Annotated in this window: 15 protein-coding genes; 8 read left to right on the forward strand and 7 right to left on the reverse strand. The window is 73.6% G+C overall.

The window, feature by feature from the left end; genetic code table 11:
• Nucleotides 1-39: 39 nt before the first annotated feature.
• A complete protein-coding gene (locus tag AB0873_RS09635; RefSeq protein WP_366599234.1) occupies nt 40-1,128 on the reverse strand; it encodes a zinc-binding dehydrogenase in 1,089 nt (362 codons plus the stop codon).
• Nucleotides 1,121-2,131 (reverse strand): Gfo/Idh/MocA family oxidoreductase, encoded by a 1,011-nt coding sequence (locus AB0873_RS09640; RefSeq protein ID WP_366599313.1) that lies wholly within the window; start codon nt 2,129-2,131, stop codon nt 1,121-1,123. The genes AB0873_RS09635 and AB0873_RS09640 overlap by 8 nt, the downstream gene beginning before the upstream one ends.
• 226 nt (nt 2,132-2,357) lie before the next feature.
• On the opposite strand from AB0873_RS09640, the gene AB0873_RS09645 reads away from it, so the two are divergent.
• The 5 genes from AB0873_RS09645 (at nt 2,358) to ctaD (ending at nt 8,050) form a co-directional block, all read left to right on the forward strand.
• On the forward strand, nt 2,358-3,341 hold the full coding sequence (locus AB0873_RS09645; RefSeq protein WP_230689092.1) for a glucosyl-3-phosphoglycerate synthase: 984 nt from the start codon (nt 2,358-2,360) through the stop codon (nt 3,339-3,341).
• Nucleotides 3,342-3,414: 73 nt separating this feature from the next.
• On the forward strand, nt 3,415-4,572 hold the full coding sequence (locus tag AB0873_RS09650; protein WP_366599236.1) for a glycosyltransferase: 1,158 nt from the start codon (nt 3,415-3,417) through the stop codon (nt 4,570-4,572).
• Between the two features lie 78 nt (nt 4,573-4,650).
• Nucleotides 4,651-5,112 (forward strand): DUF4383 domain-containing protein, encoded by a 462-nt coding sequence (locus AB0873_RS09655; RefSeq protein WP_366599238.1) that lies wholly within the window; start codon nt 4,651-4,653, stop codon nt 5,110-5,112.
• A 93-nt stretch (nt 5,113-5,205) separates the two neighbouring features.
• Nucleotides 5,206-5,934, forward strand: coding sequence for an ATP-binding protein (locus AB0873_RS09660; RefSeq protein ID WP_155332343.1), 729 nt, complete (start codon nt 5,206-5,208; stop codon nt 5,932-5,934).
• Between the two features lie 109 nt (nt 5,935-6,043).
• The gene (gene ctaD, locus AB0873_RS09665; protein WP_366599240.1) at nt 6,044-8,050 is read left to right on the forward strand and encodes a cytochrome c oxidase subunit I; all 2,007 of its coding nucleotides are present in this window, start codon (nt 6,044-6,046) and stop codon (nt 8,048-8,050) included.
• 52 nt (nt 8,051-8,102) lie between these two features.
• On the opposite strand, the gene AB0873_RS09670 is transcribed toward ctaD, so the two are convergent.
• From AB0873_RS09670 to AB0873_RS09685, 4 genes are all read right to left on the reverse strand, one after another.
• Nucleotides 8,103-9,239 carry a SigB/SigF/SigG family RNA polymerase sigma factor gene (locus tag AB0873_RS09670; protein WP_366599242.1) on the reverse strand — a complete coding sequence of 379 codons (1,137 nt, stop codon included), beginning with the start codon at nt 9,237-9,239 and terminating at the stop codon, nt 8,103-8,105.
• Nucleotides 9,240-9,463: 224 nt separating this feature from the next.
• Nucleotides 9,464-10,876 carry a hypothetical protein gene (locus AB0873_RS09675; protein WP_366599244.1) on the reverse strand — a complete coding sequence of 471 codons (1,413 nt, stop codon included), beginning with the start codon at nt 10,874-10,876 and terminating at the stop codon, nt 9,464-9,466.
• A 355-nt stretch (nt 10,877-11,231) separates the two neighbouring features.
• Nucleotides 11,232-12,986, reverse strand: coding sequence for a thiamine pyrophosphate-binding protein (locus tag AB0873_RS09680; RefSeq protein ID WP_366599246.1), 1,755 nt, complete (start codon nt 12,984-12,986; stop codon nt 11,232-11,234).
• Complete coding sequence (locus AB0873_RS09685) at nt 12,979-14,103, reverse strand: Vms1/Ankzf1 family peptidyl-tRNA hydrolase (RefSeq protein ID WP_366599248.1); 1,125 nt, start codon at nt 14,101-14,103, stop codon at nt 12,979-12,981. The genes AB0873_RS09680 and AB0873_RS09685 overlap by 8 nt, the downstream gene beginning before the upstream one ends.
• 144 nt (nt 14,104-14,247) lie before the next feature.
• Here AB0873_RS09685 and AB0873_RS09690 point away from each other — a divergent pair, with 144 nt between their 5' ends.
• Nucleotides 14,248-14,796, forward strand: a complete 549-nt coding sequence (locus tag AB0873_RS09690) for a hypothetical protein (protein WP_366599315.1) — start codon at nt 14,248-14,250, stop codon at nt 14,794-14,796.
• Nucleotides 14,797-14,956: 160 nt separating this feature from the next.
• Here AB0873_RS09690 and AB0873_RS09695 read toward each other — a convergent pair whose 3' ends face one another.
• The gene (locus AB0873_RS09695) at nt 14,957-15,295 is read right to left on the reverse strand and encodes a DUF3817 domain-containing protein (RefSeq protein ID WP_366599250.1); all 339 of its coding nucleotides are present in this window, start codon (nt 15,293-15,295) and stop codon (nt 14,957-14,959) included.
• Between the two features lie 184 nt (nt 15,296-15,479).
• Between AB0873_RS09695 and AB0873_RS09700 the strand changes: the two genes are divergently transcribed.
• Nucleotides 15,480-16,958: a glutamate--cysteine ligase gene (locus tag AB0873_RS09700; RefSeq protein ID WP_366599252.1), complete on the forward strand. Its 1,479-nt coding sequence runs from the start codon at nt 15,480-15,482 to the stop codon at nt 16,956-16,958.
• Between the two features lie 98 nt (nt 16,959-17,056).
• A complete protein-coding gene (locus AB0873_RS09705; RefSeq protein ID WP_155332350.1) occupies nt 17,057-18,055 on the forward strand; it encodes a hypothetical protein in 999 nt (332 codons plus the stop codon).
• Nucleotides 18,056-18,481: the final 426 nt, after the last annotated feature.

Raw genomic sequence — 18,481 nt, forward strand, 5'->3', positions numbered from 1 at the left:
CGAGGGTGCACGATCGCGGAGCGGAGCGGGTCGGGTCGGTCAGCAGGTGAAGACGACCTGGAGTTCCTGGCGGCGGCGGTCGGCCAGATCGGTCAGCAGCGCCGGCGCCTCGTCGAACGGCACCACCGCCGAGACCAGGTGCTTGCGGATCTCCTCGCCGTACGCGCGGAGCAGGTCGATCGTCTCCGCGCTCAGCCGCTCCCGGTCCCAGGTGGGGGCGAGCCCCCGGGGCACCCGGCCGATCTGGGCGCAGCGCAGGGACAGCCCGTTGTGGTGGAACTCCTCGCCGAACCGGACCGCGTCCGCCCCGGCCTGGTAGAAGGCCAGGTCGATGACGGTGCCCTGCGGGCGGAGCAGGCGCAGTGCGAGCTGCATCGCCCAGGCCTGGCCGCGGCACTGGAAGACCACGTCGGCGCCCCGGTCCCCGGCGGTGTGCGCCCACCGGGTTTTCAGCACCACCGCCGGGTCGTCCGCCTCGGGGTCGAGCGTCTCCAGGCCCAGCGCCTCGGCGACCGCCCGGCGCTGCGGCGTCGGGTCGAGCACGACCACCGAAGCGGCGCCGTGCCGCTTGGCGAACAGCGCCGTGAGCAGCGCCACCACGCCGCTGCCCACCACCGCGACGCGCCGGCCGCGCACCCCGTCGTCCAGCGAGCGCACGTCGGTGCCGTGCACGTCGGCGGCGGCGTGCAGGATGCCGTTGGCGCAGATCGGCCCCATGTGGGCGACGTACACGCCGAGCAGCGGGTCGAGGTCGTCGGGCAGCGGGACGAACCGCTCCTTGACCGGGTCGGCGACGTAGCCGGTGCGGTGGCCGTACGTCATGGCGCCCACGGTGCCGACGGCGACGGCCGGGGTGGCGCTCTCCACCACCCGCCCGACCTGCATGTAGCCGAGCCGGGTCACCGGGTACGGGGTGCTCGCCGCACCGGGCTCGAACAGGCCGAGGTCGGCGTTCCAGGTCACGTTCAGGTAGGGGTTGGTGGCCTTGACGAAGCTCAGTTCCGTGCCGGCGGAGACGCCGCTGTAGAGGGTCTCCACGCGGAAGGTGCCCTCCGACAGGGGGGCGGCGTCCTGTTCGACCAGTTCCACCTGCCCGGGGGCGGTGACGGCCACGATCCGGTCACGCATCGACGCTCACCCCGGCCACCAGGGTCGGCGTGGTGTCCGGGGCGGTCAGCCGCACCGTCCGGCCGGCGCGGGCGGAGTCGGCCACCGCGACCGCGAGCCGCTGGGTGCCGAGCGCCTCCGCGTACGGGACGCGCACGTCGTCGCCGACGCCACGGACGGCGTCCACGAACGCGCGGTCCACGGCCACCCGGGCGGCGTCCGGGTCGGCGGCGAACACCCGCTCGCCGTCGGCGTCGCGGACCACCAGGCCGTCCTCGGTCAGCGCCAGGGCGAGCCCGTCGGCGAGGATCTCCAGGCCGGCCCGGTGCTTCCAGCCGAGCACACAGGCTGCGGTGAGGGTGCCGACGGCGCCGCAGGCGAAGCGCAGCGCGGCGGTGGTCACCGAGTCGATGTCGGCGCCGTCGACCGGCGGCGGCGTGCCGTTGCCGTACGCGGTCACCTCGGTGACCTCGCCGACCAGGACGCGGACCAGGTCCAGCACGTGCGCGGCCTGCTCGACCACCGGCCCGCCGGAGTGGTCGCGCCGCGACCACCAGGCCACCGGGGGCACCTTGTCCAGCCAGGACCCGGCGACCATCCGCACCGGACGTCCGGCGAGCAACTCCCGGGCCTGCTCGACGACCGGCAGGTACCGCCAGTGGTGCCCGACGCCGGTGAGCAGGCCCCGCTCGGCGACGAGGGCGGCGATCCGCTCGGCGGTGCCGAGATCCACCGCCACCGGCTTCTCCACGAACATCGGCACGCCGGCGGCGATCACCGCCTCCTCCGCCGGCCCGTGGGCGAACGGCGGGACGCAGACGTACACCGCGTCCGGGCCGGCGGCCAGCAGGTCGGCGACGCCGGTGAAGGTCGGGACGCCGTACGTGCCGGCCAGGGCGGCGGCCGCGGACGGCACCACGTCGGTCACCCCGAGCAGCTCGGCGTCGTCGAACCCGCTCAACACGCGGGCGTGGCGCTGTGCCACCCCGCCGGCACCGATCAGTCCCACCCGGCACGTGCGCATCTCATCACGCCTCTCCACGACGTTTCAGTGTCCCGCGCCAGCTCTCCCCCCGGGTGGGCGCAATCAAACGTTCATCCCCCGGGAACGCGTCGTCAGCACTTGCGTGATCATCCTGTTAGGCATGATCCGGTTAGCACGAGGGAGGTAGTGGGAAAACCAGTACCGGTTTTTCCGCCACGATCAGGGGGTGCCTGTGCGGAATTCGGAAACGATCGTCTCACCGGTGGTGGAGGCCTGGGCCACCTACCGGACGACGTCGGCCGCCGACTGGCCGGCGCGGCGCCTGCTGCGCGCCAAGGGAGACACCCGGGTCAGCGTGGTGCTGCCCGCCCGCAACGAAGAGGCCACGGTCGGTGCCATCGTGTCGACGATCCGGGAGCACCTCGTGGACCGGGTGGCCCTGGTCGACGAGCTCATCGTGGTCGACTCCCGGTCCACCGACCGGACGGCCCAGGTCGCCCGGGCCGCCGGCGCCGAGGTGGTCAGCCAGGACGCGATGACCCGCGGCCTGCCGCGACTCACCGGCAAGGGCGACGCGCTCTGGGCCGGGCTGGCGGCCGCCGAGGGCGACGTGGTCGCGTTCGTCGACGCCGACCTGCGGGAGTTCCGTCCGCACTTCGTGACCGGGCTGATCGGCCCGCTGCTCACCGACCCGTCGGTCGACTTCGTCAAGGGCTTCTACCACCGCCCCCTGGTCGGAAAGACCGGTGTGGAGGCCGACGGCGGGGGCCGGGTCACCGAGCTGATGGCCCGCCCCCTGCTGAACCTGTTCTGGCCGGAGCTGGCCGGCTTCGTACAACCGCTGGCCGGTGAGTACGCCGGTCGCCGGGACGTGCTGGAGCGGGTGCCGTTCGTCTCCGGGTACGGGGTCGAGACGGCGATGCTCATCGACCTGCTCGACCTGGTGGGCCTGGACGCGCTCGCCCAGGTCGATCTCGGTGAACGCAAGCACCGGCACCAGGACACCGCGGCCCTGGGCCGGATGTCCGCGCAGATCCTGCTCACCGCCTGGTCCCGGCTCCAGCGCCGGGGGTGGGCGGCGCCGGGGGCGTTCCCCGTGGAGCTGCTCACCCAGTTCCGGCGCGGCGGGTCGGAGGCCCTTCCGAACCTGGACCGGGAGATCGTCGTCACGGACGTGTCCATCGAGGAACGTCCGCCCCTGGCCGAGTTGCGGCACCGGGTCCCCCGGCGCCGGATGGCGGCGGCGTGACGAGCCGGGCGCACCGCCCGGTCGGTGGTGGAGCGCGGGGCCCCTACACCCCCGCCGAGGGGAGGGACCGCGCATGAGCCTCACCGTCCTGATGAACGCCGGCCCCTGGCTGTCCGTGCCCCCGCCCGGCTACGGCGGCATCGAGAACGTCATCGCGACCCTGGTGCCGGAGCTGCGGCGGCTCGGCGTCCGCGTCGTGCTCGCCTCGGTCGGCACCAGCACCCTCCCGGTCGACGAGATGCTCTCCGTCTTCCCCGACGGGCAGTTCCACGCGCTGCAACGCCCGTACAACCAGGTCTGCGGGATCTCCCAGGCGCACCTGAACGGCGTGGTGCGGGAGCTGCACGCCCGCGACGACATCGATCTGGTGCACGACCACGTGGAGGCGGTCGGGCTGGCCACGCTCACCGCGATGGGGCCGGACGCCCCACCGGCGCTGCACACCCTCCACTGGGACCTGGCCAAGCACCCCGAGCTGTACGGCAACGTCGACGGCGGGGACCGGGTCCGGGTCAACGGCGTGTCCGCCTCGCAGCTGGCCCGGGCGCCGCGCGCGCTGCGGGAGCACTCGGTCGGGCACGTGCACCTGTCCACGCCGCTCGCGGTGGACGCGGACCGCCGGCCCGCCGCGCCGAAGGGCGACTACGCGGTCGTCCTGGGCCGGATCAACCCCGGCAAGGGGCAGGATCTGGGCGCCCGGGTGGCGCAGCGGGTGGGGGTCCCGCTGGTGCTCGCCGGCCCGGTCGGGCCGTACCACCGGCCGGAGGACCTGGCCGCGGCCGGCGAGGAGGCCCGGCAGAACCCGGACGTGCGGTTCTTCCTCGAGCAGGTGGCCCCGCACGTCGACGGCGACCTGGTCCGCTGGGTCGGCACGGTGGCCGGGCAGGAACGCGACGACCTGCTGGCCGGCGCCCGCGTTGCGCTCTTCCCGCTGCGGTGGGAGGAGCCGGGGGGTACGGCGGTGGTCGAGTCCCTCGCCCTGGGCACGCCGGTGGTGTCGACCGCCCGCGGCTGCCTGCCCGAGCTGATCGACCACGGCCGTACCGGGCTGCTCACCACCGACGAGGAGGAACTCGGGGACCTGCTCCTCGCGGCGAGCCTGATCGACGAGGGTGAGTGCCGCCGGGAGGCCGCCGCCCGGTTCACGCCGGCGACGATGGCGCAGCGGTACGTGGCCCTGTACGAGCAGGTCCGCCAGCTCGCCACCGCGCCCCGGCTGCAACCCGCCTGACGCGCCGCCCCCGGCCGTCCCCACCGCAGGGGGCGGCCAGGGGCGTTTCGGCCCCGGTGTGACGGGTACCGCCCACCGGTGACGGTCCCGCCCGCCCACGCGCGCGCTCGGCGGAACCCGGCCGAGGACCAGCCGCCGGTGCGCCGGGCCGCCTTCGCCATCGCCGTGGTCTTCCTGGTCAGCGGTCTGCTCGGCTTCGTGCCCGGGGTCACCGAGAACTTCGCCGACCTCCGGATCGCGGGCCACCAGTCGGGGGCCCGGCTGCTCGGCGTCTTCGAGGTGTCCGTCCTGCACAACCTCGTCCACCTGCTGTTCGGTGTGGCCGGGCTGGTCCTGGCCCGGTCGGTCCCGACCGCCCGGATGTACCTGGTCGGCGGCGGGGCGATCTACCTGGTGCTGTGGCTGTACGGCCTGGCGGTGGACCACGGCAGCGCGGCGAACTTCCTGCCGGTGAACAACGCCGACGACTGGCTGCACCTGGTTCTCGGCGCCGGGATGGTCGCGCTGGGCACGTTGGCCCCGCGCCGCGCCCGCCGGTGAACGACGCGCCCGGTGACCCCGGTCTCGGTCCGGTTTCGCCCTGCTCAGGCGCGGGTAGTTCGCAGGTTCCGACGGACGGGAGGCGAGGGCCGCATGCCGAGCCGGATCACCTGTGAGGTGCGCGACTGGGCGCCGGTGACGGTCGTGCGGCTGTACGGCGGTCTCGATCTGGGCAGCATGCGCGCGGTGCGTACGGTGCTGGACCGGTGTCTGTCCACACAGCCCGACGCGCTGGTGGTCGACCTGGCCGGTGTCACCGTCCGCGACCGGCTGGCCCTGTCGGTCTTCGCCACCACCGCGCGCCGGGCGGCCGACTGGCCGGCGGTCCCGATGGTGGTGTGCGCCCCGCCGCCGGAGGCGGCGAGGTGGCTGGCCGAGTCGACCCTGGCCCGGGTGCTGCCGGTACGGCAGGACTGCGCCGAGGCGACCCACGAGGCCCGGCGGGCCGTGGCGCCCCGGCTGCGCACCCGGCTGGAGCCGGTGGCGGAGGCCTGCCGACTGGCCCGCGAGCTGGTCGGGGACGCGTGCGCCCGGTGGAACGTGCCGGGGGCGGCCGGGCCGGCGTCGCTGGTGCTCAGTGAGCTGGTCGGCAACGTGGTCCGGCACGCGCACACCCCGATGCAGGTGACGCTGACCCTGCGCCGCCCGTACCTGCACGTGGCGGTGCAGGACGGCAGCCGTAGCCCGGCCCGTGCCGGGCGGCCGGACCTCCGGGCCGAGGGCGGGCGGGGCCTGCTGCTGGTCCGGGAGCTGGCCGAGCGCTGGGGCTGCGTGCCGGCCGGTGCGGGTAAGGCCGTCTGGGCGACCGTGGCCGCCAATTAACCCCAAATTACCGCTATAGCCTTAATGGTCGCTCTCGCCTGGTTTCATGGGCAGAGGCGCGGGTAGGCGCGCCCGGTCCAACTGTCGTCACGGCGGGGTGATGCTTCCAATGCCCAAGCGGGTCACCACGGAACCACGCGACCGGGGTCCGGCGATCCTGGCGCCGGCGCGCTTCGGCGGCTACCCGGGCCAGCTGCGGCCGGCGCTGCCCGGCAGCAAGTTGACCCGGTGGCTGCGCACCACCGACCACAAGCAGATCGGCCTGCTCTACCTCCTGACCTCGTTCGGGTTCTTCGTCGTCGCCGGGCTACAGGCGATGCTGATGCGGGCCGAACTGGCCCGGCCCGGCCTGCAGTTCCTCTCCTCCGAGCAGTACAACCAGCTGTTCACCTCGCACGGCGCGGTGATGCTGCTGCTGTTCGCGACCCCGGCGGCCTTCGGATTCGCCAACTACATCGTGCCGATCCAGGTCGGCGCCGCCGACGTCTCCTTCCCACGGCTGAACGCCCTCGCCTACTGGCTCTATCTCTTCGGCGGGCTGATGGTCATCGGCGGCTTCTTCACCGCCAACGGTTCCGCGGACTTCGGCTGGACCGCGTACACACCGTTGAGCAGCGCGGAACACTCCCCCGGCGTCGGCAGCAACATGTGGATCATGGGCCTCGTCATCTCCGGGCTCGGTACCATCCTCGGCTCGGTCAACCTGATCGCCACGATCCTGACCCTGCGGGCCCCGGGCATGACCATGTTCCGGATGCCGATCTTCACCTGGAACATGCTCTTCACCAGCGTGCTGGTGATCCTGGTCTTCCCACTGCTCGCCGCGGCGCTGCTGGCACTGTCGGCGGACCGGCTGCTCAACGCCCACGTGTACGACCCGGCCACCGGCGGGCCGATGCTGTGGCAGCACCTGTTCTGGTTCTTCGGCCATCCCGAGGTCTACATCATCGCGCTGCCGTTCTTCGGCATCATCACCGAGATCGTCCCGGTCTTCGCCCGGAAGCCGATCTTCGGCTACACCGGTCTGGTGCTCGCCACCATCGCGATCACCGTGCTGTCGATGACGGTCTGGGCACACCACATGTTCGGCACGGGCCAGGTGCTGCTGCCGTTCTTCAGCATCCTGAGCTACCTGATCGCCGTCCCCACCGGGGTGAAGTTCTTCAACTGGATCGGCACCATGTGGAAGGGGCAGATCACCTTCGAGACACCGATGCTGTTCGCCATCGGCTTCCTCGTCACCTTCCTGCTCGGCGGCCTCACCGGGGTGCTGCTGGCCAGCCCGCCGGCCGACTTCCACACCACCGACACGTACTTCGTCGTCGCGCACTTCCACTACGTCGTCTTCGGCACGGTGGTGTTCGCGCTGTTCGGCGGGTTCTACTTCTGGTGGCCGAAGATGACCGGCCGGCTGCTCGACGAGCGACTCGGCAAGGCCCACTTCTGGACGATGTTCCTCGGCTTCCACGGCACCTTCCTCGTGCACCACTGGCTGGGCAACGAGGGCATGCCCCGGCGGTACGCCGACTACCTGCCCACCGACGGGTTCACCACGGAGAACACGATCTCCAGCATCTCCGCATTCGTCCTTGGCGCGTCCACGCTGTTCTTCATCTGGAACGCCTGGAAGTCCTGGCGATACGGGGCGATGGTCAACGTGGACGACCCCTGGGGCTTCGGCAACTCCCTCGAATGGGCGACCACCTGCCCGCCGCCGCTGCGCAACTTCGACCGGATGCCCCGGATCCGCTCCGAGCGGCCCGCGTTCGACGCCAAGTACGGCCAGCTCGTCGCCGACCTCGGCCGCGACCTGCCGCAGCGCGCCACCCGGCCACCCCAGGAGTTCCGTGAGGAGTTGCACATGGAGAGGCACGTGCCCGAATCGCCGAGCGCCGACGGTGCGGTGGCTGGTCCGCGCGAGGCGATGGCGCATCACCCGGCCCCGCAGTCCGGCGCCCGGCCGATCGAGGTCCCCGAGCCGGAGGAGGTCCGCCGGCCCAGCTTCGAGGAGACCGAAGAGGCGGAGGAGCCCATCCTGGGCGCCCGGCGGGCACCGCAGGAGAACGAACGGTGGCGCCGCCCCGGCGGCCACCCCGACGACACCACGGAGAAGTAACCGACCGCACGAGGAGGGGGGCCGGCGCTGTCGCGTCGGCCCCCTCGTGCGGTCAGTCGTGGGTCGGGGGGAGGCCGGCGGCGGCGAGCGAGCGGCGGACCGCGGGCTGCACCCGGGTCAGCCGCAGCGGTACGCCGGTGCGGGCGGCGGCCTCCTGACCGGCCATCAGCGCGGCGATCCCGCCGGCGTCGAAGCCGGCCGCGCCGACCAGGTCGACCACCACCTCGGTGGGTTGGCCGGTCATCGCCTCCAGCATCGCCCGGCGCAACTGGGCGGCGCTCTCACGGTCGACGTCCCCGCCGACCTCGACCACCACCCGGTCGCCGTTCTGCTTCACCGAGATCCTCGTCTTCACCGGGTCGGCCTCGCCGGCGCCGTTCTGCCACGGCGGCGGCGCGTCGGCGAGCATCGCCTGCCGCAGCCAGGTCAGCGCCCGGGACAGCAGCCGGGAGACGTGCATCTGCGAGATGCCGAACCGGGCCGCGATCTCGGCCTGGGTCTGGTTGCCGTAGAAGCGCATGGCGAGGATCCGCCGCTCGCGCCAGGGCAGCCGGTGCAGCAGGCCGCTGACGGTCACCCGGTCGTCCACCGACTCCAGGGCGTTGTCGGACTCCCCCACCAGGTCACCGAACTCGGCCGAGCTCTCCCCGCCCACCGGGGCGTTCAGCGACGCCGGGCTGTACCCGGCCGCCGACTCCAGCGCGGCGAGGATCTCCTCCTCGGGCGTCTCCAGCCGCTCGGCCAGTTCCGCCACGGTGGGGGCGCGGGACAGCTCGCTGGTCAGCGCCGCCGTCGCCTGTCCCACCTCGAGGATCAGGTCACGCAGCCGCCGGGGGACGTGCACGCCCCACGTGCGGTCGCGGAAATGGCGTTTGATCTCACCGACGATCGTGATCGCCGCATACGCGGTGAACGAACCCCGTTCCGGGTCGTACCGGTCCACCGCGTTGACCAGCCCCAGCCGGGCCACCTGCTCCAGGTCCTCCAGCGGTTCACCACGCCCCCGGTACCGGCGCGCCAGTCGCCCGGCGAACGGCAGCGCGAAGCGGACCAGGTCGTCGCGTGCCTCCTGCCGCCGTTCGGGCGGCAGTCCCTCGATCCGTGCCGCGTACGCCAGAGCCGCCGCGTCGAGGTCTTCGAGGCCCCGGTCGGTAGGTGGCGGCGTACTTGTGGTGGTCTGTCCGAACATCCGCGCCTCCCTCAGGAAGGTCCCCCGCCCGGATTTGGGAAACCGGTCGTGCGCGTGGTGGCACCACGCACCGGGCCGGAAGTGGGTTACGTGACTGGGACGCCAGCGGGCGACGGCGCCGCACTGCACGGCGTGATCAGGCCGTCGCAGCCAGCGGTGTTCCCGCTCCGTAGGTACTCAATCACGGGACCCCGGGTTCGCGAGGATGTTTCGGTGTGCCGGTCTCAACAGACCAGAAGGCCCTGGTGGGAGCCGCTGTCGCGGAGCGCTTCCAGGGCCGCGCCGACGCTCATCGCCGGCGGTGTGGGCAGGTCGTACGGCTGCGCCCGCAGCACCTCGGTCGCCCGGCGGGTGGGCACCGAGGTGACCGGGTACCCCCGGGCCGCCGTACGGTCCAGGGCGCGCCGGCGGCGGCCGAAGGCGGCCACGGCCAGCCACTGCGGCAGCCCCGCGAGGGCCGGTGACCGCAGTCCCGGCGGCTCGGGCAGGACGTCCACCGAACTGAACGGCTCGCTGCCGGCGAGCCACCACTCCACCCCCTCCACGCTGCGCCGGGTGGCGTTCTCGCACCAGTAGGGCACCATTCCCGCGCGGACCACCTGCCACGGGTCGAGCAGCCGGCCGCACTCGACGACCAGGCGGTTGCCGGTCTTGCCGGCGGCGCGCAGCCAGCGCCGGTACAGGTCGGCGGTCGCCGCGCTCAGCGCCGCCGGTTCCGGGACGAGCACCCGGTGCAGCGGGTGCCGGTGCGCGTCGGCCCACTCCCGTACGGCCTGGTCGAAACCGGACTCCACGCCGTGCTCGGCGGGGCGTGGCGGCTCGACGACCTCCGGCGGCGTCCAGCGCGTGCCGTCGCCGCCGGCCGAGCGGAGCACCTGGCGCAGCGCGTGACTGTCCGGGTGGAAGTCCACCGGGTCCAGCCCGCTGCCGGGGCAGCCGACCTGGAAGCTGTGCCCGGGTGCGGAGTCGAGCACCGGCCAGGTGCGGGCGTCGCGGAACAGCAGCACCGGCGCGCCGGGCTCCAGGCGGTCGGCCAGGAACCGGACGTACGCGGCGGGCAGCCGCCGCCACCGCGCGGCGAGCGAGACCGTGGCACCGGCGAGGGCGCCCCGGCTGGCCGGGCAGTGCACCTGGCGTACGTGCAGGTCGGGGTTGCCGGCCAGCAGCCGCGCGGTGAGCGCGGCGCCATGGTCGAGGGCGGCCTCCGGGCGGTCCACCGCGCCCTGCGCCCAGTGCACGCTCATCTCGAAGCTCGCGGGCAGCCACGGCACGCCGAGCGCCACCGCGAGGTGGGCCGTTGCGCCGTGCGGGGAGCCGAGCAGCAGCCCCGGGTACCGGCGGCACGGGTACTGGTCGACGAACCAGCGGGCGACCCGGTCGGCGTCCACCTCCGCCGTCTGGCCCACGGTCAGCGCGACCCGGCCGGCGGCCCGGGTCACCGCGGCCCGCCGTACCGCCTCGGGGGCGCCGGTGAAGCGGGACAGCGGGCCGGGGTGGCCCAGGTCCGCGCAGTCGGCGCCGCGCAACGCCCGGGCCGTCGCCCCGACCAGGATCCGGGCCGCGCTGCCGGCCGCCACGACGCGGTCGCCGGCCAGGCCGGCGCCCTCAGCCGTGAGCCCCGCGCGCACCTTGTGCACCGGCCCTACCTTGCCTCGTTCGCTCACCACGCGGCCCGGCTTCCCGTCCCGATGCGGTTCAAACGGGGCATCCCAGACCGCTCGGTCGTAATCCCGCGATCTCCGGCGGATCGCCGGTCCGGGTCGGCTACCGGCTGCCGTACCCGGCAGGTGCCGGCTCTCCCACCCGGGCCGCTTCCGTGCCGATGCCGCCAGACGACACGGCGACACCGCATCGGGACGGGCGGCACGGATGCCGTCGAGCCGCCCGACGGGTCAGGCCGGTGCTGGTCGCACAGATCGGGTGGCTCGACCGGCCAGCCCGACCCGTGCCGGTGAGAAGCCGTGCCCGCCGCCCGCCGATGGTGCCCGGAGGTCAGACGAGGTCCTCCACGGCCAGCCCGGCGCCGAGCACCCGGTCACGGACCCGACGGGCGGCGTCCCCCCCGGCGAACACGGCGCGCAGGTCGGCGAACGCCGGCTCCGGCGGGGCGGGCGACACGGCCGGGTCGACGACGGCCTCCACCACGCACGGCCGGTCGGCGGCGAACGCCTCCTCCCACGCCGCGCCGACCAGATCGGGCCGGTCCACCCGGACGCCGTGCAGCCCGAGCAGGCGGGCCCAGCCCGCGTACGGCACGTCGGGGCGGCGCCGGGACAGGTCGGCCGTCGGCCCCCAACCGCCGCCCATGCCGGAGTGGTCGCGGTTGTTGAGGACGAGCACCACCAGGCGCGGATCGGGCCACTCCCGCCAGTGCTGGGAGATCGTGACCAGCTCGGCGAGACCGTTGAGCTGCATGGCGCCGTCGCCCATCAGGGCGAGCACCGGCTGGTCTGGGGCGGCGAGCTTGGCGGCGACCGCGTACGGCAGGGCGCAGCCCATCGACCCGAGGGTGCCGCACAGCTGCGCGTCGACGCCCGGGGGCAGTTCCACGTGTCGGGCGTACCAGTGGAGGACCGACCCGACGTCCACGGCGATCGCGCCGGTACGCGGCACCCGGGCGGCCAACTCGTGCAGCACCAGCTGCGGGTTGACCGGCTCGGCCGGCGCGGCGGCGCGCGCGGCGGCCTCGTTTCGCCACCGGTCGACGGAGTCCTCGACGGTGTCCCGCCAGGTCGCGTTCGGCCGGTCGGGCACCCGGGCGAGCAGCGCGCGCAGCGTCTCGGCGGCGTCGCCGACCAGCGGCACGTCCACCGGGTAGCGGGAGCCGATTCGGCGGCCGTCGATGTCGATCTGGACGGTGCGGGCCTGCCCGGGCATCGGGAAGTAGTCGGTCCAGGGGTCGTTCGTGCCGATCATCAGCAGCGCGTCGCAGCCACCCATCAGCTCGGCCGCGGCCGGTGTGCCGACCTCGCCCAGGACCCCGGTGTGGAAGGGCAGCCGCTCGTCGAGCACCGGCTTGCCGAGCAGCGAGGTGGCCACGCCGGCGCCGAGCCGGTCGGCGAGGGCCACGATCTCCTCGGCGGCGCCCCGGCCGCCCTGCCCGACCAGGATCGCGGTGCGCCGGGAGCCGCCGAGCAGGTGCGCCGCGGCCGCCAGGTCCGGGTCGCGGGGCAACACCCGGGCCAGCGGCTCGCCGGGCGTCGTGGTGACGACGACCGACTCGGGCAGCAGGTCCGGCACCGCGGCCTCCTGGACGTCACGGGGCAGCACGACGCAGACCGGGCTCCGGGTGGCCGCGGCGGTGCGGAACGCCTCGTCGAGGAGGCCCGGCACCTGCGCCGGGGCGCGCGCGTACCGGACGAACTGGTTGCACACGTCACCGAAGAGCCGGCTCAGGCCGATCTGCTCGTGCGCGCGCCCGAGGGGCCCCCGGACGTCCTCGCCGACGATCGCCACGACCGGCTTGCTGTCGAGCTTCGCGTCGTAGAGCCCGTTGAGCAGTTGGACCGCGCTGGGACCGTGGGTGGCGAGGCAGACCCCGATTCCGCCGGTGAACTTGGCGTGCCCGGTGGCCATGAACGAGGCGGTCTCCTCGTGGCGGGCGGGCACGAAGGCGGGGTCCCCGCCCGAGGCGTCGAGCGCCTCGACCACCGGGGCGATGGCCGCCCCGGGGTAGCCGAACGCGCGCGGGACCCGCCAGGCCCGGAGCCGTTCGACCACCAGGTCGGCCGCCGTACGCTCAACCATCGCCCCGGCCGGGGGTGCCGGCGTCGACGTAGCGCAGCACGGCGCCCACCCCGTCGGTCAGCTCCGGCGCCTCGTCCGGGCCGAGCACGGTCAGCTCGGCGTCGGTCCCGACCAGTGCCCGCACCAGGGCGGCGTCGGCGCGGACCTTCGCCGGGTCGCGTACCGACATCGCGGCCAGCTGCTGCGGGTCGGTGGCGATCTCGGTGGGCTCGGGTCCGATCCACAGCTCCCCGTTCGCCGACGGGTCGTCGACGATGAGCATGTTCTCCACCTGGTTGCGCTGCAACGCCGACACCACCGCGTCCAGCCCGGCACCCACGTCCTCCTGCATGCCGAACCGGTCCAGGGTGGCGCTGATGCGCTGGTCGGCGACCTCGGCGATGGTCTGCACCGTCAGGTCGTCCAGGAGGGTGTCGTCGGCGCCCCTGGCCCGGGAGCCGGCGTCGGTGCGGACGAGGACGTCCTGCCAGCGGTCGGGCATCTGGGCGGCGATCACGCCGGTGGCCCGGACGTCGCCGGCCACCACGACCACGTCGGCGCCCACCTTCTCGGCGAGCTGCACCGTCGCGGCGGCGACGTCGCCGGCGTTGTGGTGCCACGCCTCCATCGCGGCTCGCTGGTACCGCGACTGCGACCACCCTCCCGGGTTGACCCGCCGCAGTTGGAAGTCCTCGCGGCCGGTGACCGCGGCACGCCGGGGAACGCCGCCGGCGCTGACCGCCATGGCGTCGGCGCCCTCCCGGTTGGCCAGGACCCGCACCCAGGCCACCTGCTCGCCGCGCTGGGCGAGCAGCGGCATCACGTGCGGCAGCGGCGCGAACGCGGCGAGGTCGCGCAGCGGCGGGGCGGACAGGTACTCCGACAGCGCCACCCGGCCGTGACTGGCGAACACCGCGATGCCGTAGTCGCCCGGCATCGGGTCGTGGCCCCGTACGACCCGTTCGATCGCCTCGATCGACGCCAGGTCGGCCCGTTGCTGCTGAAGCCGGTCCCGCAGGGCGCGCCAGCGCAGGTCCAGCGCCGGGTGGGCGTCCTCGGTGTCGGCGGACGCGTCCAGGTAGACCGAGCACCACGGGCCCGGCCGGTCGTAGAGCGGGCGCAGGAAGGACAGCTGCATGCTCGACCCCTTTCCAGCTCGGCCCTGCGCTTACCCATGCCGTCCGGCTTGTCACCTGAACCGCTCGGTGGGGCGTGACCTGCGTTCATTCACGTCGTTCAACTGGCCGGGCCGATACGATCGGTGAACAGAACCGGACTCTGGGTGGTGGCGATGGACAGCGACCTGCAAACCCCGCGGATCGTCCACCCGACGGCGCGGATCGTCACCGGCCGGGTCGTCCGACTGCTCGAGGGCTACCCCCGTGAGGTGCGGGTGGGTCAGCCGGTGCTGGTGGTGGTGCTGGCCGCGGCCGGCGTCGCGGGGTTGCTGGTGGCCCTCGTCCGCACCGTCCTGTCCGCCGGCTCCGGGGGCGCGCGCCGCCGCTTCAAGGACCTGAAGAAGGGCCCGGAGTACCTGGTCACCCCGGTCCGCCTGCGCGACACCGCGGGGCGGCTCTGCGAGGTGGAGCTGCACGGGCACCTGCCGCAGAGCGCCCTGCACCCGGCGGACCACGTGCAGGTCACGCTGCGCCGCCAGCGCGACCCCGACCTGCCGCCGAAGATCGAGCGGATCGTCAACCTGACCACCGGGCAGCTGCTCACCCCGCGTACGGCGACGCTCTGGTCGCATCTCGGGCCGCCGCTGCTGCTCCAGGCCGCACTCGGCGCGCTCCTGCTCGCCGCCGTCGCCGCCTGCTCCGCGCTGACGTGAAAGGAAGGGCCCCTTGTTAACGCCTGGCGTTGTATAAGGGTCCCTTCCTAACCGCGGGCGTTTCGGCCCGCCGGCCGGGCACCACATGGCCGAGAAGGCGCCGGAGCAGCTCGCCACGGGGCCCCGGCGGCGGTCCTGGCGGGGTGACCGCGCCGGGGGGTCAGCCGACGGGGGCGGCGTCCCGGGCCGGAGCGGGGGCGTCGGCGAGCAGGCCCCGGCGGCGGGCCCACCGCTCGAAGACCAGGGTGGCGAAGGGCGGCACGGCGCAGACCAGTGCCACCCCGGCCGTGAGCAGGCGCCACCGGCGCAGCCGGGCAACCGCGAGCACCAGAACGCCGTACGCGACGAAGAGCGCGCCGTGGATCGGACCGAAGACCTGCACGCCCAGTTCGTTGGCCGGCGGCCCGTACTTCACCGCCATGCCGGCCAGCAGCCCCGCCCAGGAGATCGCCTCGGCGATCGCCGCCACGACGAACAGCCGGGTCACCCGTTCCCGCATCGTCACAATCCCACCCCTTCCGCCGGCCATGCTAGCCGCGCCGACTGTGCCCGCCGGGCGCGAAGGGGCGGCGCGCGACGGGGATCACGGAGCCCCAGGGTGGGTAGAAGAGGACCGATGGGTCTTCCCCCACCGGTACCGGCATGCGAACTTAGGGGGAACCAGCGGTGACAGGGTGGTGACCATGGGCGAGGATGTCGGTGCGCAGACCTTCAGCCGTGAGGATCGGGCCCGGTACCGCGACAAGGTGCGCCGCTGCCTCGACGTCTTCGCCGAGATGCTGCGGGAGTCGCGGTTCGACGTCGACCGGCCGATGACCGGGCTGGAGATCGAGCTCAACCTCGTCGACGACAGGTCGATGCCGGCCATGCGCAACGCCGACGTCCTCGCCGCCGTCGCCGACCCGGACTTCCAGACCGAGCTGGGCCAGTTCAACGTCGAGATCAACGTGGCGCCCCGGCGGCTCGCCGGGACCGGCACCGCCGAGTTCGAGGAGCAGGTACGCGCCAGCCTCAACGCCGCCGAGGCCAAGGCGCGGACGGTCGGCGCCCACATGGTCATGATCGGGATCCTGCCGACGCTGCGTCCGGAGCACCTGACCGCGGCGACGCTGTCGGCCAACCCCCGCTACCGGCTGCTCAACGAGCAGATCTTCGCGGCCCGCGGCGAGGACCTGCGGATCGCGATCAACGGGGTCGAGCGGCTGGCGGTCACGGCGGACACGATCACTCCGGAGGCCGCCTGCACCAGCACCCAGTTCCACCTCCAGGTCAGCCCCGCCCAGTTCGCCGACTACTGGAACTCGGCGCAGGCGATCGCCGGTGTCCAGGTCGCGCTCGGCGCGAACGCGCCGCTGCTCTTCGGCCGCGAACTGTGGCGGGAGACCCGGGTCCCGCTGTTCGAGCAGGCCACCGACACCCGCGCCGAGGAAATCAAGGCGCAGGGCGTCCGTCCCCGGGTGTGGTTCGGCGAACGCTGGATCACGACGGTCTTCGACCTGTTCGAGGAGAACGTCCGCTACTTCCCGGCGCTGCTGCCGATCTGCGAGCCGGAGGACCCGGCCGGGACGCTCGCGGCCGGCGGCGTGCCGGCCCTCGCCGAACTGCGGCTGCACAACGGCACCATCTACCGGTGGAACCGCCCGGTGTACGACGTGCTGAAGGGCCGGCCGCACCTGCGGGTGGAGAACCGGGTGCTGCCGGCCGGGCCCACGGTCGTCGACACGATCGCCAACGGCGCCTTCTATTTCGGGCTGGTCCGGGCCCTGGCCGAGAGTGACCGGCCGCTGTGGTCGCAGATGTCGTTCAGCGCCGCCGAGGAGAACTTCACCTCCTGCGCCCGGTACGGCATCGACGCGCAGGTCTTCTGGCCGGGCCTGGGGTACCTGCCGGTCACCGAGCTGGTGCTGCGCCGGCTGCTGCCGCTCGCCCACCACGGACTGGACCGCTGGGGTGTGGCCCCGGAGGAGCGGGACCGGCTGCTCGGCATCATCGAGAAGCGCTGTCTCACCGGCCGCAACGGCGCGAGCTGGCAGGTGGAGACGCTGCACCGGCTGGAGTCCGCCGACCACCTGGACCGGCCCGCGGCGCTGCGCGAGGTGGTCCGCCACTACGTGGACCTCATGCACAGCAACCGGCCCGTCCACGAGTGGCCGCTGCCCTGACCGTTTCCCGCCCACAGTCAAGCAATCCGGAAGACCATCGCCGGCCCGGCCCGCCCCATCATGAAGGCTCACCGTCCGTGATGCCTGAGGAGCCTTCCGTGACCCAGACCGACCGGCTCAGCGGCCCCCGCGACGCCACCGATCCGATCCGGCTGTCGGCCTCACCCCACGCCACGTCCCTGTTCGTCAACGGCCACGTCCCGCGCCGGCGCGGGCTGCTCATCCTGCTCAGCGTGTTGGGCGGCTTCCTGCTGACCGTGGTCTGGTCGGCGGAGTTCGTCGATCAGACCATCGGCCACAACGTCGCCGACACGCTGCTGGGCCACGATCCCACCGAGACGCCGTTGACCGGGATCGTGTCCGGGGTGCTGTTCGCGTTCGTCTCCGGCATCGCGGGCACCTTCACCGCGTGCAACATCGCCGCGTTCGGCGCCATCGCTCCCCTGGCCGGCTCACCCGGCGGCCGGCTGGGCCGCTTCCTGGCGCCGCTGCGCCCGCTGGGCTGGCTGGCCGTCGGCATGGTCGCCGTGTCCGCGGCGTACGGCGCGGTCGTCGGTCTCGTCGGGACGTCGATGCCGCAGTTCTCCACCGCGCAGAACACGCCCGGGTCCCTGTCGCCGCGCAGCATCCAGTCCATGGTGGTCTTCGGCCTGATCGGGCTGACCATGGTCTACCTCGGCCTGGCCGCCCTGAAGGTGGTGCCGGACCCGTTCGCACGGATCTCCCGCCGCCGCCCCAACGCCCCGCTGGTCTTCATGGGCGCGCTGGTCGCCGGGTTCCTCATCGGACGGCCGTACCCGCTGTTCCGGCAGATGTTCCGGGACGCGGCGGAGAGCGGGAACCCCCTCTACGGCGCGGCGGCGTTCACCCTCCAGTCGATCGGCAACATCGTCATCATGGCGGTGCTGTTCCTGCTGCTCGCCTGGTTCGCCGGGAGCCGGCTCCAGGCCTGGTTCGCGGCCCGTCCGGCCCGGCTGGCGGCGATCACCGGCGCCGCGTTCCTCGTCGCGGGCGCCTTCACGTTCCTGTACTGGGACGTCCGCCTGCTCGCCCGCCGCGAGATCATCCCCTGGTACCCGACCGCACCCTGGACGTGACGGGCGACGGGCGGGACCTCCGACGGGTGGCGCGGCGGCTTCCGACCACCGCACCCCGGTGTGGCGCGGCGGCTGCGGCCGCCGCGCCACCGGTCGGCGCGGTCAGCCGGTGCCGCAGGAGACCGTCGGCCAGGTCCAGTTGCCGTTGTGTGGATGGTCACGCCCCAGTTGTTGCCGTTGCCGTTCGGCCGGGCGGTCAGCACCTGGGCGCTGGGATAGCTCGCGCTGATGTTCCACGTCGCGATGATCCGGGCGGGCGACGGGACGTTCATCGTCACGGTCCAGGCGGTGGAGCCGGACACCGACACGTTGAGGTTGTAGCGGTCGCTCCACTGCTGGCCGGCGGAGAGCGTCGCGGTGCAGCCACCACCGCCGCCACCACCGCCGCCGCCACCGCCACCGCCACCGCCCAGCGTGATGTTCGAG

Source organism: Micromonospora sp. NPDC047707 (genome assembly GCF_040704235.1).
Lineage (GTDB): Bacteria > Actinomycetota > Actinomycetes > Mycobacteriales > Micromonosporaceae > Micromonospora.

Coding starts and splice junctions, on each gene's coding strand:
- AB0873_RS09635 (WP_366599234.1), bottom strand. CDS start 1,128: ATGCGTGACCGGATCGTGGCCGTCACCGCCCCCGGGCAGGTGGAACTG.
- AB0873_RS09640 (WP_366599313.1), bottom strand. CDS start 2,131: ATGCGCACGTGCCGGGTGGGACTGATCGGTGCCGGCGGGGTGGCACAG.
- AB0873_RS09650 (WP_366599236.1), top strand. CDS start 3,415: ATGAGCCTCACCGTCCTGATGAACGCCGGCCCCTGGCTGTCCGTGCCC.
- AB0873_RS09660 (WP_155332343.1), top strand. CDS start 5,206: ATGCCGAGCCGGATCACCTGTGAGGTGCGCGACTGGGCGCCGGTGACG.
- ctaD (WP_366599240.1), top strand. CDS start 6,044: ATGCCCAAGCGGGTCACCACGGAACCACGCGACCGGGGTCCGGCGATC.
- AB0873_RS09670 (WP_366599242.1), bottom strand. CDS start 9,239: ATGTTCGGACAGACCACCACAAGTACGCCGCCACCTACCGACCGGGGC.
- AB0873_RS09680 (WP_366599246.1), bottom strand. CDS start 12,986: ATGGTTGAGCGTACGGCGGCCGACCTGGTGGTCGAACGGCTCCGGGCC.
- AB0873_RS09685 (WP_366599248.1), bottom strand. CDS start 14,103: ATGCAGCTGTCCTTCCTGCGCCCGCTCTACGACCGGCCGGGCCCGTGG.
- AB0873_RS09695 (WP_366599250.1), bottom strand. CDS start 15,295: ATGCGGGAACGGGTGACCCGGCTGTTCGTCGTGGCGGCGATCGCCGAG.
- AB0873_RS09700 (WP_366599252.1), top strand. CDS start 15,480: ATGGGCGAGGATGTCGGTGCGCAGACCTTCAGCCGTGAGGATCGGGCC.